Here is a 14,252-nt window from a genome sequence, read left to right as displayed (position 1 = left end):
GTGACGTTTCCGGCTGCGGGGCTGCCTGGGATTGCGGGGATGGCGGGGACGCGGAGGGTGCGGCGCTTGTAGGCGCTGGGGGTGGGGCTCAGGGGGTGAGGTGTTCGGTGAGGATCTTCAGGTGGGTCTCGCGGGCCTCGGCGTGGTGGGCGCGGCCGGCCTCGGTGATCTGGACGAAGACGCCGCGGCGGTCGTCCCTGCAGAGGTCGCGGGCGACATAGCCGTTCTTCTCCAGGCGGGCGACGGTGCGGGACAGCGCGCTCTGGCTGAGGTACATCGCCGCGGCGATCTCCTGCATGCGGCGCTTCTCACAACGCAGATCGACGAGGCGGTCGAGCGTCTCGTACTCGCTCATGGTCAGGCCATGCGCGTCCTGCAGAGCCCGCTCCAGGGCGCACGCGACCGTGTTGTAGCAGGTCGCAAGCTCGCGCCAGCGCTCGACCAGAGCAGCGTTCGCCTCCATGCCGCGCATCGTACCATGCATGCGCATCAGATGCATGGGAATTAAATTCTGCAGAATTTTGTGCGTGGACATTTGATGCATGTGCATGTACCGTCCTGCGGCGTGGCTATCACCGACACCTCACCTGTCCTCACCGCCCGTCCGCCGGCTGCCGACCGCGCGCCGGCCGAACAGATGTGGACCCCTCGCCTGTGGGGCGTCCTCGCCGTGCTGTGCGCCGTGTTGTTCCTGGACGGGCTCGACGTCTCCATGGTGGGCGTCGCGCTGCCGTCGATAGGCGCCGAGCTCGGACTGTCCACCACGTCGCTGCAGTGGATCGTGAACGGCTACGTCCTCGGTTACGGCGGGCTGCTGCTCCTCGGCGGGCGCACCGCCGACCTGCTGGGACGCCGCCGGATCTTCCTTGCCGCGCTCGCCGTGTTCGCCGTCGCGTCACTGATCGGCGGCCTGGTGAACGACGGCACGCTCTTGATCGTCACCCGTTTCGTCAAGGGGCTCGCCGCAGCGTTCACCGCGCCCACCGCCTTGTCCATCCTGACCACCACGTTCCATGAGGGGCCCGCGCGCAACCGGGCGCTGTCGGTCTTCTCCGTCTTCGGCGCTAGCGGCTACTCGTCCGGCCTGATCCTCGGCGGGCTGCTGACCAGCTTCGGCTGGCGCTGGACGTTCCTGACGCCCGTTCCCCTCGCGGTCATCGCGCTGATCGCGGGCTATGCGCTGATCCCGCGGGACAAGCCCGCGGCCGGCGGCGGCCACGACATCGTCGGCGCCGTGACGCTCACCGGCGGCATGCTCCTCGCCGTCTACACCGTGGTCTCGGCACCCGACCGCGGCTGGCTCGACCCCCTCACCGTGGGCTCCATCGCCCTCGCGGCGGTCCTGCTGGTCGGCTTCTTCGTCACCGAGAACAAGGTGCGGCACCCGCTGATCCGGCTCGGCATCCTGCGGATCGGCTCCATCGTCCGCGCCAACCTGAGCATCGTCGCACTGTTCGGGTCGTACCTGAGCTTCCAGTTCATGATGACGCTCTACCTGCAGGACGTCCTGCACTGGTCGCCGCTGAAGATGGCCATGGGACTGCTGCCCGCCGGCCTCCTCGTCGCCTTCGGCTCGCCGTTCGTCGGACGGCTGATCGACCGGTACGGCACGCCCCGCCTGATCATCAGCTCCATGACGTCCCTCAGCCTCGGCTACGGCTGGTTCCTGGCCACGGCGGGGAACACCCCGCATTACGCGTTCACGATCCTGCCGACGATGCTCCTGCTGGGCGGCGGGTTCGCGTTCGGGTTCAGCTCGATCATGGCGCAGGCCACGGACGGGATCGACGACTCCGAGCAGGGCCTGGCGTCCGGCCTCGTCCAGACCTCGGGCCAGGTCGGCGCCGCCCTCGTCCTGGCCCTGGTCACCGCCCTGGTCGCCGACGGAACGGCCGCCGGCGGCGACGGCTTCGCCGAGTTCCACCCGGGCGTCAACCTGGTCAGCGCCGTGGCCGTCATCGGCCTGGCACTCAACCTGATCCCCCTCCTCCGCCGCAACCGCACCTGACCCTCAACTCCTCAACGCGGGGGCGGCCTCCCAAAGGCCGCCCCTGCTCCCTAACCGCCCGCCCACCTGAAACACGTGTCCTCAATGTCATCGCCCCTCCACTGATCACCCATCCAGCTGAGGACAGACGCGCCTACGTGGCGTCGACCTTGGGTCTTGAGTGACTTCCCCGCCACGAGCGACGACCCTGGTCGACCCCGAGGCGGTGGTGTGAGTTGTCCTGCGGCGGCATCCAGACTCGTCATGTGGATGCGCCCGGTTGGCTTCGGCGGCGGTGGCGGTGGTGTGTGTTGTTCTTGGGTGCCTTGAGGCCGCTATGACTTGAGGCGCCCTGGTGGCGGTGACGTGCGTTGCCACTGCGGCGGCATCCAGCCCGCCACGCGGGTGCTCCGGGTCGGCCCTGGTGGCGGGTGGCGTGTGTTGTTCTTGCACGGCATCCAGGTCCGTCACGTGGATGAGCCCGGTGGGTCCTTGTTGCTGTGGTGTGTGGTGTTCTTGCGGCGGTTTAGACCCGCCATCTGGGTTATCCGCGGGCGGTGGCCGTGGCTGTGGTGTTGTTGTTCTTGGGCGGGTGCAGACCGCCACGAGGACGGCTCTCAGGCGTCCTCGTGGCGGTGATGTGTGTTGTTACCTTGGGCGCTTCCAGAAGGGGCGGCGCGGGGCGGGTTCTCCGGTGAAGTCGGACAAAACCTGCAGGGCGCGGGCCCAGTGATCGGCGATGGTGGTCTCGTCCGCGGTGGGTTGCAGGCGGCGCAGGTCATCGCGGAGGGTCGCCAGAGGCGTGGCGTCCAGGCGCTGGGCCTCCATGCGCTGGACGATCGACTCCAGGACGGGGAGGAGTTCGCTCAGCAGGTGGTGGACACGCTGGTCGTCCGGGACCTGGCGGAGTCGGTTGAGGACGTCCGTCAGTTCCTGCTGGAAGCCGGGCCGCGCGGGGGCGGGGCGGAAGGGCCGGGGGGAACCTGGTGCCGGTCGTACGGGGCGCTTTCTGTACCGGGGGTTGCCGCCGGCGGACGAGGCACCTCGTGGAGCTGCGCTGGCCGGGGCCTGCGGCGGTCCGCCGGCCGAGAGAGGCGGCGGGGGGCCCGCGGGTGCCGGCGGTAGGCCGCCTGGGGCGGGTGGCGCCGCGAATCCCAACGACTGGGCGGAGTAGGCCGCGGGTGCGGCCGTGGCGAACGCGTCGGCCGTCTCCCACCCCTGAGGCGTTTCGACCGGCTGGACAACCTTGTGCGGTGTTCCGCCCTCCGTCACCACTCGGCTGTCCACGGCCACGAACGCGGTGAAGCGGCACAGGACGCCGAAGCGGAGCGAGGTCTCGACGATGCGCTGCTCCAGGTCGTCGGGGCCGCCGACCGTGTAGCGGTCTTCGAGGTCGCGCAGGTGGGCGCGGGCCCAGATGGAAGTGGCGGCCGTCTGCACGGAGACGGTGCCGTCGGCGCGCTGCTCCCAGGGCGTCCCGTCGGCGGCGGTGCCCCGGACGGAGAGTGAGCCGGACGGGTCGCCGCGGAACCGGCCGGCGATCACCAGCGGTACACCAGGGAACAGTGCCCCCAGCCGGGACGGGGCCACGGAGTCCGGGACGATGTCCAGGCCGTCGGCGTGCAGCGTGAGGCCGGTCGCCAGCGGGGCGGCGATCCGGTGGTGGATGTGCTCCATCGCCTCGTCGAGGCGGTCCTCCGATTCGACGAGTTCGCAGCGTCCCCGGCCGATGGCGGCGAGGCGGTTCAGGAAGCCGGCGTTGACGGCCCGGTCGATGCCGACGGTGTGGACCCGGATGCCCCGGAGCCCCGGTTCCAGGCGGGCGAGCAGTTGGTCCTCGTTACCGACCTGCCCGTCGGTGATCAGGACGAGCACCCGGTCGCGGGTGGAGTCGGCGAGCAGCCGGCAGGCCTCGTCGAGCGGGGTGAGCATCTGCGTGCCGCCGCGGGCGCCCAGCGCCGCGAGGTGCTCGACGGCGCGGAACCGGTTGCGGTCGGTGCCGTCGACCAGGCCGGTGCCGAGGTCGCGTGGGCGTTCGATGACGTTGTCGAAGGACAGGACGGCGAACCGGTCCTCACCGCGGAACGTGTCGACGATGCGGGCGGCGGCGCGGCGGGCGGCGACCATCTTCCAGCCCTGCATGCTCCCCGAGCGGTCGAGGACGAGGACCACGTCGCGCGGGCTCGGCCTGGCGTCGCCGGACGGCAGCACGGTCAGGTTGAACGTGCCCTCCATCGCCGGCGGTTCTTCTGAGGGGGCCGGGAGGATCGCGATCTCGTCGGTGAAGTCCGGGACGAGGGTGAGGGCCGCGGTCTCGTGGGGTGCGAAGTCGAGGCGCAGGATGAAGTCGCGATCGAGGCGCTCACCCGGTTGCAGACGGAGGGTGGTACGCCTGTCGGTCGTCTCTTCGGTCACGACGTGCAGCGCGGACCGGATCTGGGTCAGTGGTAGCCCGGCCGGGTCGATGTCCGCGGTGATGGCCAGCCCGACCGGATTGGGGAAGCCGGGCAGGAGGACGGGCGGGCTGATCCGGGAGGCGTCCGGCACCGCGTCGGTGTCGTCCGCGACTCCGGGGCCGGTGCGTTCGCCGTCCAGGGGGGCGCCCGGGATGTAGCGGGGGGCCACCACGAGCGGGAAGCGGAACGTGGCGCTGGACGCCGACTCGTGGGGCAGGGGCTGGACGAGTCGCAGCCGGATGGTCACCCGTTCGCCGGGCAGGATGTTGCCGACCCGCATGCTGAACACGTCGGGGCGGTCCTCCTCGGCGATCGCGGCACGCCGCCCCGACGCGATGGCGTCGTTGTAGTCCTGCCGCGCCTGGCCGCGCTCCTTCAACGTGCCCTCGACGACCCGGTCCGCGGCCTCCATGCGCATCGCGGTCACGGCGGCGCGGTCGGGCAGGGGGAAGATGTAGGTGGCCTCGAGCGGCATGTCGAACGGGTTGCGGAAACCCTGGACGACCTCGATGCCGGCGGCCAGGCCGGTGATCGACGCGTGCACCTCGACGGTGTCGAGCGGCAGGTTGCCCTTTTCGGTGCTGAGCGCGCCCAGACCGCGGTCGGACGCCGGGGGTTGTTCGATCTCGGGTAGCGGCAGGATGCGCACGGTCACGGGGACCTCCGGAAGTGAGCGTCGGGCGGAAATGCGGGGCTTTCGGCGGGCCTGAGGAGGCCGCGGCGGTGCAGGACTTCGAGCAGTGGCCTCGCGGCGGTGTCGATCGCGGCGAGGTCGTCGTCGGTCAGCGCGGAACCGTCCAGCAGGAGGGTGACGCCGGATGCGAGCCGCACCCCTTGGACGACGGGTGGGAGGGGGTGCCCGTATTCGACGGCGACGGTGGCCGACTTGTGCGACACATCTGGCCGGGTTCTCCAGAAGGCGCCGCCGGCTTCTTCGCCTCCGGCCGGTGAGCTCGCTTCTCCGTTCGGCTCTCCGTTCGATGAGGTCGCGCCGTTGTCTGGCGAGCTTGTCCCTCCCTCGGGCGGGCCGGCACCTGCACCTGGCGGGTCTGCCGGGGAGACCAAGCCCTCTGCTTCGTCGGATGCTGCGGTGGTGTCCGCGGCGTCCGGCCGTCCGGTGGCCTCGGCAGCGCCACCCGGAGGACGGCGCGCGAGGCGGCGGTCGTCGGATGGCGTGGCGGTTCTGTGCGGAGCCGGCGCCGCCGGGGGGAGGGCGGTGGCGGCGGGGAGGGCGGTGGCGGCGGGGAGGGCGGCTATGCGGGCGAGCGTCTCGTCGGGGGCCGCGGCGAGTTCGAGCTGGATCTCCGCGATCGAGCGGCCCTCGGCCTGCCGCCGCTTCACGGCGACGATCTGGAGGAGGTGGCGGGGCCCGTACAGGGCGGTGCGGCCGCGCCGCCCGAGCGGCGGGTCGACCAGGCCGATCGTGGTGTACCAGCGGATCAGTCGGGCGTTGGGAAGGTCGCGCACCCGGCCGCTGACCTGCGCGGCTCCCTCCGCCGCAAGCGCAGCGGCGGCGCGTTCCGCCAGCTCGCCGATGCTCCAGGTACCGTCCATGGCTCGATGATGACACTGTCATCGTGACACTGTCAACGGTTGAACCGATGATCTTTTTGGTGATGCGCCCGTCGGGGAGTTGGGTCTGGGGGCTCGCCTGTGTTGCCCCCTGGGTTGGATGGCAGCCCCGTGGTATCGAGCGATATGCGCAGTATCGACGATCTCGATGATCTATCGCCGTGCGCGGGAATTCTTTGTCCCTGCTGGTGATCGGCGCATGGAGGCTCAATTTCGTTGATTTCGAAACGGTCATTCGTGTGGCAAGTGATCTGATTCCGGGGCTTCACGCTGTGTCGCGACCCAGGTGCTCCTCGGGATGACGTGCTGGTCACGCCAAGGGTGCGATAGTTGCAGTATGTCGGTCAAAGCACGCAAACTACTCTATTGTGACACTCTGTCTAAGTCATCGCGAGTTGGCACAAGAATGGCGTTCGGTATCTCGGTTGGATCTTCTGAAATGGCCAGTAAAGAACGCGAAGAGCCTTTACCTTTCTGGTATGAACGACCATCTCCTGGTCGAGGCGCTACGCGAGCGCGACCCCAGCGCCCCGGCCGCGGTGTACGACGCGCATGCCCGCCGGCTCTACGCGTACTGCTGGTTCCAGTTGCGGTGCCGTGACACGGCCCAGGTCGCCTTACGCGACACCTTCATCGTGGCGGAGGCGCACATCGGCAAGCTGCGCGACCCCCACCGGTTCAGGGCGTGGCTCTATGCCATCGCCAGGCTTGAGTGCGCGCGGCACATGCCGCTGCGGAACAAGACCCCGGACATGCCGGTCGCCAGCCACGATCAGGAGGACGTCGACCAGCGCATCACGGCGTGGCAGGCGGTCCTGGCGCTGCGTCCGGTCTCCCGGGAGATTCTGGAACTGAGCGTCAGGCACCGGCTGCCGGTCCCCGACCTGGCCGCCGTTTTGGGCCTGTTGTTGAAGGACGCCCTGGAAGCGCTGGACCTCGCGCGGGCCGAGCTGGAGGACGCGCTAGTCGCGGAGATGCTCGTACAACAGGGGCCTTACGGCTGCGCCAGGCGTGCGCTGCTGCTGCGAGAACGGTGCGGCGAGCTCGATCACGAGCTGAGCGGACGGCTGAGAAGGCACGCGGAGGCCTGCTCCGTCTGCGGTTCGCTCCGCCCCCGCTCCGTGTCGGCGAGGAAGGTGTACGGGCTTCTGCCGGACGCGCGTCCAGCAGCAGAACTGCGGCTCCGTGTCATGAGCTGCTTTCTGGACCCCGAGCTGGTGGGTTACAGGCTCTTCGTCGCCACCCGCGTCACGGAGTTCGCCTCCGACGGCTTCCCCGTCCAGGACCTCCGGTCGGGACGGGCCAGTCGCCAGGGCGGCGACGGCTCCTGGCTCGGCCGTTTCCGCAAGGCGCCCACGGCCGCGCACGAGGCGGGGATCGGCGCACAGGCGGTCCGTGCGGCCGTGGTGCTCGCGGTGGTGGCGCTTCTGTCCGGAGGCGGGGTCGCATCGATGTACGGAGTGCTGGGCACCAGCGGGAGCCCGGCGGAGACCGCCGCCGGCCCGCAGCCGACCGTGGTGCCCGGTATCTCCCAGACACCGGAGACCAGGCGGCCTGCGATGAACCCGGACGAGTCCGGGCCGCTTGACGCCGCCCCTGTGTCGGCCACGTTCCCGTTCGGCGCGCGCGCCTCGTCCGCACCGCCGATGGCCGTGCCCGAACCGCCTCCGGTGCCGGTCTCCGGGACGGAGCCGACCACACCTGCGGGCGTCCTGGTCGTCTCCCCGCTCTACCTGGACTTGGCGGGAGGTTCGGACGGCGCCATTGACGTGCGAGCAGAAGACGGACCGGTCACCTGGGTGGCGAGCACCCAGGGCCCTGTTCGGATACAGCCGTCCTCTGGTCGTCTTCAGCCCGGACAGGCCGTGACCCTGCACGTCCACGTCTCGCGGGGGCCGGACGACCGCGGGGCCGGCACCGTCACCTTCCGGCCTGGCGCCGTCCAGGTTCACGTCACCTGGCGGAAGGACGCACCGCCCGCCCCCGGTCCGTCGCCCACACCGACCGGTTCCAGTTCACCGAGTCCCTCCGCGCCGCCCGCGACGCAGCGACCGGGCAGTCCTCACCCCACACCGACGGATACGGATCGGCCAGGAAGCGGTCAGCCGACGCCGACACCATCGACCCCCGCGCCGACATCGCCCCCTGGCAGCGCCCCGGAGACGACACCGTCCCCGACAGGACGACCGTCCGACGAGAACCCACCAAGCGTGGGGCCGACAGCCACCGCATGACGGGAGACTCTCGGCCGTGAAGGGCCGGCCTGGAGTGGCGCGTGTACCGGCCATTGCCCGAGTCAACTACTCTTCGTAGGTGATCGTTTGCGCTAAGCAGTGCATCCCCGGGGGAGGACGTGCTCATGGCAACCGGCGCAGCAGACACCCGCCACCGCCGTGCGGCGCGACCCCCTGCACTGAGCACGATGCTGCGGCTGGTCGCCTTCGGCTCCGGGCTCGCTCTGGGCATGAGCCTGCTGGTGCCGGCCGCGTCCGCCCGTCCGTCCGCCGACCCCGGCCCTAGCGCGAAGGACGTCGAACGGACCGAACGCCAGGTGAGGGAACGGGCGGCCGAAGTCGGCCGGACGAAGGCCAAGCTCGCACAGGCGGACGGGGAACTCGACAGGCTCAGCGTCGCTGCGGAGACCGCCATAGAGCGCTACAACGGCGAGCGGGTGCAGTTGCTACGCGCGCAGCGCGCGTACTGGGACACCCAAGGCCGGGTTACCGAGGCATATCGGAGGGTGGAGGAGAGCAGGGCCGAACTGGCGTCCTTCGCTGCTCAGGTCTATCGGGACAACACCGGCTACGACCAGATCTCGTCGGCGCTGGTCGGCCATGGCGGCCCGCAGGGCTTCATGGACCGTGCGGGGATGGTCGAGATGCTCGCGAAACGGCGAGCGGCCATGATCGACCGTGTGGAGGCGTCCAAGAACGTCGCGGACGTGTTCCGCCGCCAGGCGGAGACCGCGTTCGAGGAGCAGCAAGCCGTGACCCGGCGGGCCGACGAGGCCAAGCGGTTCGCGGAACAGGCGGTGGCCAGGCAGCAGGCGTCCGTCCAACGCATCGAAACCGAGAAGCGGCGCCTTGAGCGTCGACTCGGCGATGCTCAAGCCCATGCTGCTCGGGTCAAGCGCGCGCGGGAGAAGGCCAGAGAGAAGGCAGAGGCGCACAAGGCCCGTTCCGCCTTCGCCGGCTCAGAGGCTCCGGCCACGGGACTGACTTCGTCCGCCGCGCGCGGTGCGATCGCCGCTCGGGCAGCGCTGAAGTGGCTGGGCACCCCGTACGCGTGGGGTGGAGGCAACATGCTCGGGCCCAGCCAGGGGTTCGCTCAAGGCGCGGGCACGGTCGGCTTCGATTGCTCGGGTCTCGCCATGTACGCCTGGAACAAGGCCGGTGTACGGCTGGACCATTGGACCGGCACTCAATGGACGTCAGGCCCCCACGTTCCCACGAGCGCGTTGCGTCCGGGGGATCTGGTCTTCTTCGCCACGGATTCGTCCAACCCCGCCACCATCCACCATGTCGGCGTCTACATCGGCGACGGCCAGATGGTGGAAGCGCCCTACACGGGGGCCGAGGTCCGCGTATCCAGCATTCACCGGGGTGACCTGATCGGCGCCACCCGTCCGTCGGGATGAGCCGTGGCGCCCACGGACCGCACCCACGGACCGCGCCCATGGACGGCGAGGACCCTTCCATACGGCGTTTCGTGCGGAAGGGTCCTTGCGGGATCGTGTCGCGGGGGCGGCGGGAGCGGATCAGCGCCGTCTGCGACTCCCGGCCCCGGCGCTCAGTGGCCGCCCTGGTCCGCGGCGCGCTTCCGGGAACGCTCGATCTCCAGCTCGGCTTCGACACGCCCCACCCAGCTGGCGCCCTCGACGGACTTGCCGGGCTCCAGGTCCTTGTAGACCTCGAAGAAGTGCTGGATCTCCAGCCGGTCGAACTCGGCGACGTGGTGGATGTCGCGCAGGTGCTCCATGCGGGGGTCGGTGGCGGGGACGCACAGGACCTTGTCGTCACCACCGGCCTCGTCGGTCATCCGGAACATGCCCACCGCGCGGCAGCGGATGAGGCAGCCGGGGAAGGTCGGCTCCTGCAGCAGGACGAGCGCGTCCAGCGGGTCGCCGTCCTCCCCTAGGGTGTCCTCGATGAACCCGTAGTCGGCCGGGTACTGCGTCGAGGTGAACAGCATGCGGTCGAGCCGGATGCGCCCCGTCTCGTGGTCCACCTCGTACTTGTTCCGCTGGCCCTTCGGGATCTCAATGGTGACGTCGAAATCCAAGATGTCCTCCGCTCCCTGCGCGCTCGCAGTGAATAGTCTTCCGGGAGCCCGTGGGTGAGGCCGGCCCCACAGGACGAGTGTTCCCTCGTATAAGGATGTCGCACGTTGGTGAGTGCTGAGTGGGAGAGGGGCGGTCACGTGCCTGGACGGGGCCGGGCCCTCGTGATCCTGTCGCTGTCCCTCCTTAACGTTTTCACCGTCGCCGCCGGGCTGGCAGTGGCGAAACTCACACCCGAGCGTCATCTGTCCCCGCAGCCGCCCAGCGTGGCCGAGCGCGACCCGGTACGCGTTCCGGCGTCCGCGGTCGTGGCCCCCGCGGCCGATTCCGCGTCGGGCCGGCCGCCGAACCCCTCCGTCCTGGCTGGACGGCTGGCGGCGCTGATCGGCGGGCCGAAGGCGAAGATCAACGCGGTGGTCGTCGACGCCGAGACGCGCCGGTCCCTGTACGCGCTGCGCGCCGGACGGCCCGCCACCCCCGCCTCCACCACGAAACTGGCGACATCGGTCGCGGCGCTGGCCACGGTCGGCCCCGCGTACCGGATCGCCACTCGGGTCGTGCGCGGCAGCGGCGGCGGAATCGTACTGGTCGGAGGCGGGGATCCTACCCTGACGGCCCTGCCGCCACGTCCGGGGGCCGGGCACCCGCCCTATGCGTCCCTCTTGGACCTGGCCCGCCAGACGGCCGCCGCGCTCAAGTCCGCTGGTGTACGCCAGGCGCGTGTTGACTACGACGTGTCCGCCTACCAGGGCCCTACTACAGCGGCCGGGTGGAAGCCCAATTACCTGCCGGACGGCGAGGTCGCGCCTGTGACCGCACTGACCGTCGACGAGGGCCGCGTAGCGCCGACGGACCCGACCAAGAAGACGCGGGTCTCCAACCCACCCGCCAGTGCTTCGAGGCAGTTCGCGTACCTGCTGTCCAAGCAGGGCATCAGGGCGAAGGCAGGACGAAGGACGGTGGCGCAGGAAGGCGCTGCGAGCCTCGGCACCGTTCACTCACCGCCGATGTCCGCCCTGGTGGAGCATCTGCTGACCGACAGCGACAACGACGTCGCTGAAGCGGTGGCCCGCCAGGTCGCCATCAAGGTGGGGCAGCCGCCGACGTTCGCGGGCGCGGCGCAGGCCGTCCAGCAGGCCCTGGCTAAGCTCGGTGTGGCCGAAGGGGTCTCGGTCAACGACGGCAGCGGTTTGTCGCCGCGGAACCGGATCTCACCGATCGCGCTGGCCAGGATCGTCTCGCTCGCAGCGGGCGAGAAGCACCCGGAGTTGCGTTCGGTCATCACGGGCCTGCCCGTCGCGGGGTTCTCGGGGACGCTGAGCCCGCCGCGCTACACCACGGTGGGCAGCCGGGCGGGCGCCGGCATGGTCCGCGCCAAGACCGGCACCTTGGCGGGCGTCAGCACGCTGGCCGGGCTCGCATATGACGCGGATGGGCGGCTGCTCGCCTTCGCCTTCATGGCGGGGGACGGCAAAGGCCCGGTCGACCCGGGCAAACTGGACCAACTGGCTGCGACGGTCGCGTCCTGCGGCTGCGGTTGACGCCTCCCGATCCCGTGCGGAGAGCCCGCTTTTCGCGGGATGGGGCGTTTGTGGCGGGACGGTGTGGCCTGGGGGCGTGTGGGCGGGGCCGTACGGGAGATAACCAGAACGGTTGTTCGTTGAACGACCCAGTAGGGGCGCCTCGGCGCCGTCTCCGAAACGTACGGTGGAGTACATGAGCGCCTCAATGATCGACTGGAATGTGGCCGTTCAGGCCGGAACCCGGCTCGTGAGGCCGGGACCGCAGGTCAGCTATGACGAGGCCCGCGAGGTCGTGAAGGAGCTGCGCGAACTTTCCAAGATCGCCCACGGGCATGTGCGGGACTTCACCGGCATGGCGTCCGAGCTCGACCCGGACCCGGCGACGGTCGTGGACAGGCCCGGTTGGATCCGCGCGAACGTGGACGGCTTCCGGGTGGTGCTGGAGCCGCTCATCGAGCAGATGTCCGAGCGGCGCGGTCCCGGGCCCCTCGGCGGTGCGGGGAACATGGTCGTCCAGGCGGTCGGTTCCCGGGTGACCGGTATGCAGGTGGGCGCGATCCTGGCCTACATGGCGAGCCGTGTCCTGGGGCAGTACGAACTGTTCCTGCCGCCCGACCCGACGGGACGTACGGCGACGGGGCGGTTGACTCTGGTCGCGCCCAACATCGTCCATGTCGAGCAGGAACTGGGCGTGGAGTCGCGTGACTTCCGCCTCTGGGTGTGCCTGCACGAGGAGACGCACCGCGCCCAGTTCACCGGTGTCCCCTGGCTGCGCGAGTACGTCCAGGACCAGATGACCAAGTTCCTGCTCGCGTCCGACCTCGACCCAGGCGCGATGCTCGACCGCATCCGGGACGCGGCCGAGGCCGTCGCCGACGCGGTCCGCGGTGGCGACGCCAACCTCATCGACGCGATCCAGAGCCCGGAGCAGCGCGAGATCCTCGATCGCCTGACCGCCGTGATGACCCTTGTGGAGGGGCACGGCGACTACGTGATGGACGCCGTCGGCCCGGAGGTCGTGCCGTCCGTCCAGCAGATCAGGTCGCGGTTCCAGGGGCGCCGTGAGGGCGGCACCAAGCTCGACAAGACGATCCGGCGCCTGCTGGGCATCGATCTGAAGATGAAGCAGTACGCGGAGGGCTCGCGGTTCGTGCGACGGGTCGTCGCCGAGGTGGGCATGAGCGGCTTCAACCAGGTCTGGCAGTCGCCGGAGACGCTCCCCACGCACGACGAGATCAAGGAACCCGCGCTCTGGATGGACCGTGTGGTCGGCCCCAGGGCGCTCGACGCGCCGCCCAAGGCCAACGAAGCCTGAGCCCAGCCGGGCCCTACACGGCCTCGCGGGCGTACACGGGCCCGTGGGGTGGTAGACGTTTGACCCATGGGGCCTGATCCTGCAGTGGCGGCTGTTCGTCTCGCGGTGCGCCGGGTCCTCGCCGACCTGCCGGCGGACGTTCTGGTGCTGGCCGCCTGCAGCGGCGGCGCCGATTCCCTGGCGCTAGCCGGTGCGCTCGCCTTCGAGGCGCCCAGGGCTGGACGCCCTGCCGGGGGCATCACGATCGACCACGGCCTACAGGACGGTTCGGACGAGCGTGCCGACACCGTAGTGCGGACCATGGCGGCGCTGGGGCTGGACCCGGCGGGCTCTGTCGCGGTCACCGTCAATGGGCCGGGCGGCCCCGAGAACGCGGCTCGTGATGCTCGCTACAAGGCCCTGGACGAGGCGGCCGGCCGCCTGGGTTCAGCGGCCGTCCTCCTAGGCCACACCCAGGACGACCAGGCCGAGACGGTTCTGCTGGGGTTGGCACGTGGTTCAGGTGCGCGATCGCTGTCCGGCATGCCGGCCGAGTTCCGGCGGCAGGACGTCCTGTACCTGAGGCCCTTGCTGGGGCTCGATCGGGCCACCACGCGCAGGGCCTGCAAGGCGATGGGGCTGGAACCCTGGGATGACCCTCACAACGTCGACTCCGCCTACGCGCGTGTGCGCGTCCGACACGAAGCTCTCCCCGCCCTGGAAAAGGCCCTCGGCCCAGGAGTGGCCGAGGCGCTGGCCAGGACGGCCCGGATGCTGCGTGACGATGCCGACGCCTTGGACGACCTGGCGGCCCGCGCGTTCGGCGATCTGGAGGCTCCTGAAGACGGCTACAGGGTGGGTCTGAGTCTGGAGGGGCTCGATGACCTGCCCAGAGCCGTCCGCACACGGGTCTTGCGGATGGCCGCGGTGAAGGCCGGGAGCCCACCGGGTACGCTCGCGGCGGTTCATGTCGATGCGGTGGACCGGCTGGTCACGGCCTGGCGCGGCCAGCGGCACGTGGATCTGCCCGGGGGGCTGAGCGCCGTCCGGCGGTATGCGAAGCTGCTGTTCGGCCCGGTCTGACGCGCGCCGTGTGCGGATCGTCGCACGGTGTGTCCGCCGCGCGCATCGCGTACACGCG

Annotated in this window: 10 protein-coding genes; 6 read left to right on the top strand and 4 right to left on the bottom strand. The window is 70.3% G+C overall.

The features are described 5' to 3' along the window. Positions 1-88: 88 nt before the first annotated feature. A complete protein-coding gene (locus tag HUT06_RS40460) occupies positions 89-490 on the bottom strand; it encodes a MarR family transcriptional regulator (RefSeq protein WP_254715647.1) in 402 nt (133 codons plus the stop codon). A 147-nt stretch (positions 491-637) separates the two neighbouring features. Here HUT06_RS40460 and HUT06_RS40455 point away from each other — a divergent pair, with 147 nt between their 5' ends. Then, positions 638-2,008: an MFS transporter gene (locus tag HUT06_RS40455; RefSeq protein ID WP_254715848.1), complete on the top strand. Its 1,371-nt coding sequence runs from the start codon at positions 638-640 to the stop codon at positions 2,006-2,008. A 627-nt stretch (positions 2,009-2,635) separates the two neighbouring features. Here the strand turns inward: HUT06_RS40455 and HUT06_RS40450 are convergent. Together HUT06_RS40450 and HUT06_RS45035 are read right to left on the bottom strand one after the other, a co-directional pair. Next, positions 2,636-5,098 carry a VIT domain-containing protein gene (locus tag HUT06_RS40450; protein WP_176200522.1) on the bottom strand — a complete coding sequence of 821 codons (2,463 nt, stop codon included), beginning with the start codon at positions 5,096-5,098 and terminating at the stop codon, positions 2,636-2,638. Then, positions 5,095-5,997, bottom strand: a complete 903-nt coding sequence (locus HUT06_RS45035) for a MerR family transcriptional regulator (protein ID WP_254715646.1) — start codon at positions 5,995-5,997, stop codon at positions 5,095-5,097. Before HUT06_RS45035 ends, HUT06_RS40450 begins: the two co-directional genes overlap by 4 nt. A 497-nt stretch (positions 5,998-6,494) precedes the next feature. Here HUT06_RS45035 and HUT06_RS40440 point away from each other — a divergent pair, with 497 nt between their 5' ends. Together HUT06_RS40440 and HUT06_RS40435 are read left to right on the top strand one after the other, a co-directional pair. Continuing rightward, the gene (locus tag HUT06_RS40440; protein ID WP_176200521.1) at positions 6,495-8,249 is read left to right on the top strand and encodes a sigma factor; all 1,755 of its coding nucleotides are present in this window, start codon (positions 6,495-6,497) and stop codon (positions 8,247-8,249) included. A gap of 188 nt (positions 8,250-8,437) precedes the next feature. After that, a complete protein-coding gene (locus HUT06_RS40435) occupies positions 8,438-9,652 on the top strand; it encodes an NlpC/P60 family protein (protein WP_176200520.1) in 1,215 nt (404 codons plus the stop codon). Positions 9,653-9,804: 152 nt separating this feature from the next. On the opposite strand, the gene HUT06_RS40430 is transcribed toward HUT06_RS40435, so the two are convergent. Further along, positions 9,805-10,296: an inorganic diphosphatase gene (locus tag HUT06_RS40430; protein ID WP_131943154.1), complete on the bottom strand. Its 492-nt coding sequence runs from the start codon at positions 10,294-10,296 to the stop codon at positions 9,805-9,807. A gap of 162 nt (positions 10,297-10,458) precedes the next feature. On the opposite strand from HUT06_RS40430, the gene dacB reads away from it, so the two are divergent. The 3 genes from dacB (at position 10,459) to tilS (ending at position 14,194) form a co-directional block, all read left to right on the top strand. Beyond that, positions 10,459-11,835: a D-alanyl-D-alanine carboxypeptidase/D-alanyl-D-alanine-endopeptidase gene (dacB, locus tag HUT06_RS40425; RefSeq protein WP_254715645.1), complete on the top strand. Its 1,377-nt coding sequence runs from the start codon at positions 10,459-10,461 to the stop codon at positions 11,833-11,835. Positions 11,836-12,022: 187 nt separating this feature from the next. Continuing rightward, a complete protein-coding gene (locus tag HUT06_RS40420; protein WP_176201928.1) occupies positions 12,023-13,132 on the top strand; it encodes a zinc-dependent metalloprotease in 1,110 nt (369 codons plus the stop codon). Positions 13,133-13,198: 66 nt separating this feature from the next. Further along, positions 13,199-14,194: a tRNA lysidine(34) synthetase TilS gene (gene tilS / locus HUT06_RS40415; RefSeq protein WP_176200519.1), complete on the top strand. Its 996-nt coding sequence runs from the start codon at positions 13,199-13,201 to the stop codon at positions 14,192-14,194. The last annotated feature ends 58 nt before the right edge of the window (positions 14,195-14,252 follow it).

This window comes from Actinomadura sp. NAK00032, assembly GCF_013364275.1.
In the GTDB taxonomy this organism is placed as follows: Bacteria; Actinomycetota; Actinomycetes; order Streptosporangiales; family Streptosporangiaceae; genus Spirillospora.
Note: the sequence above shows the minus strand (reverse complement) of the source record. Positions and strands in the feature narration are given on the sequence as shown.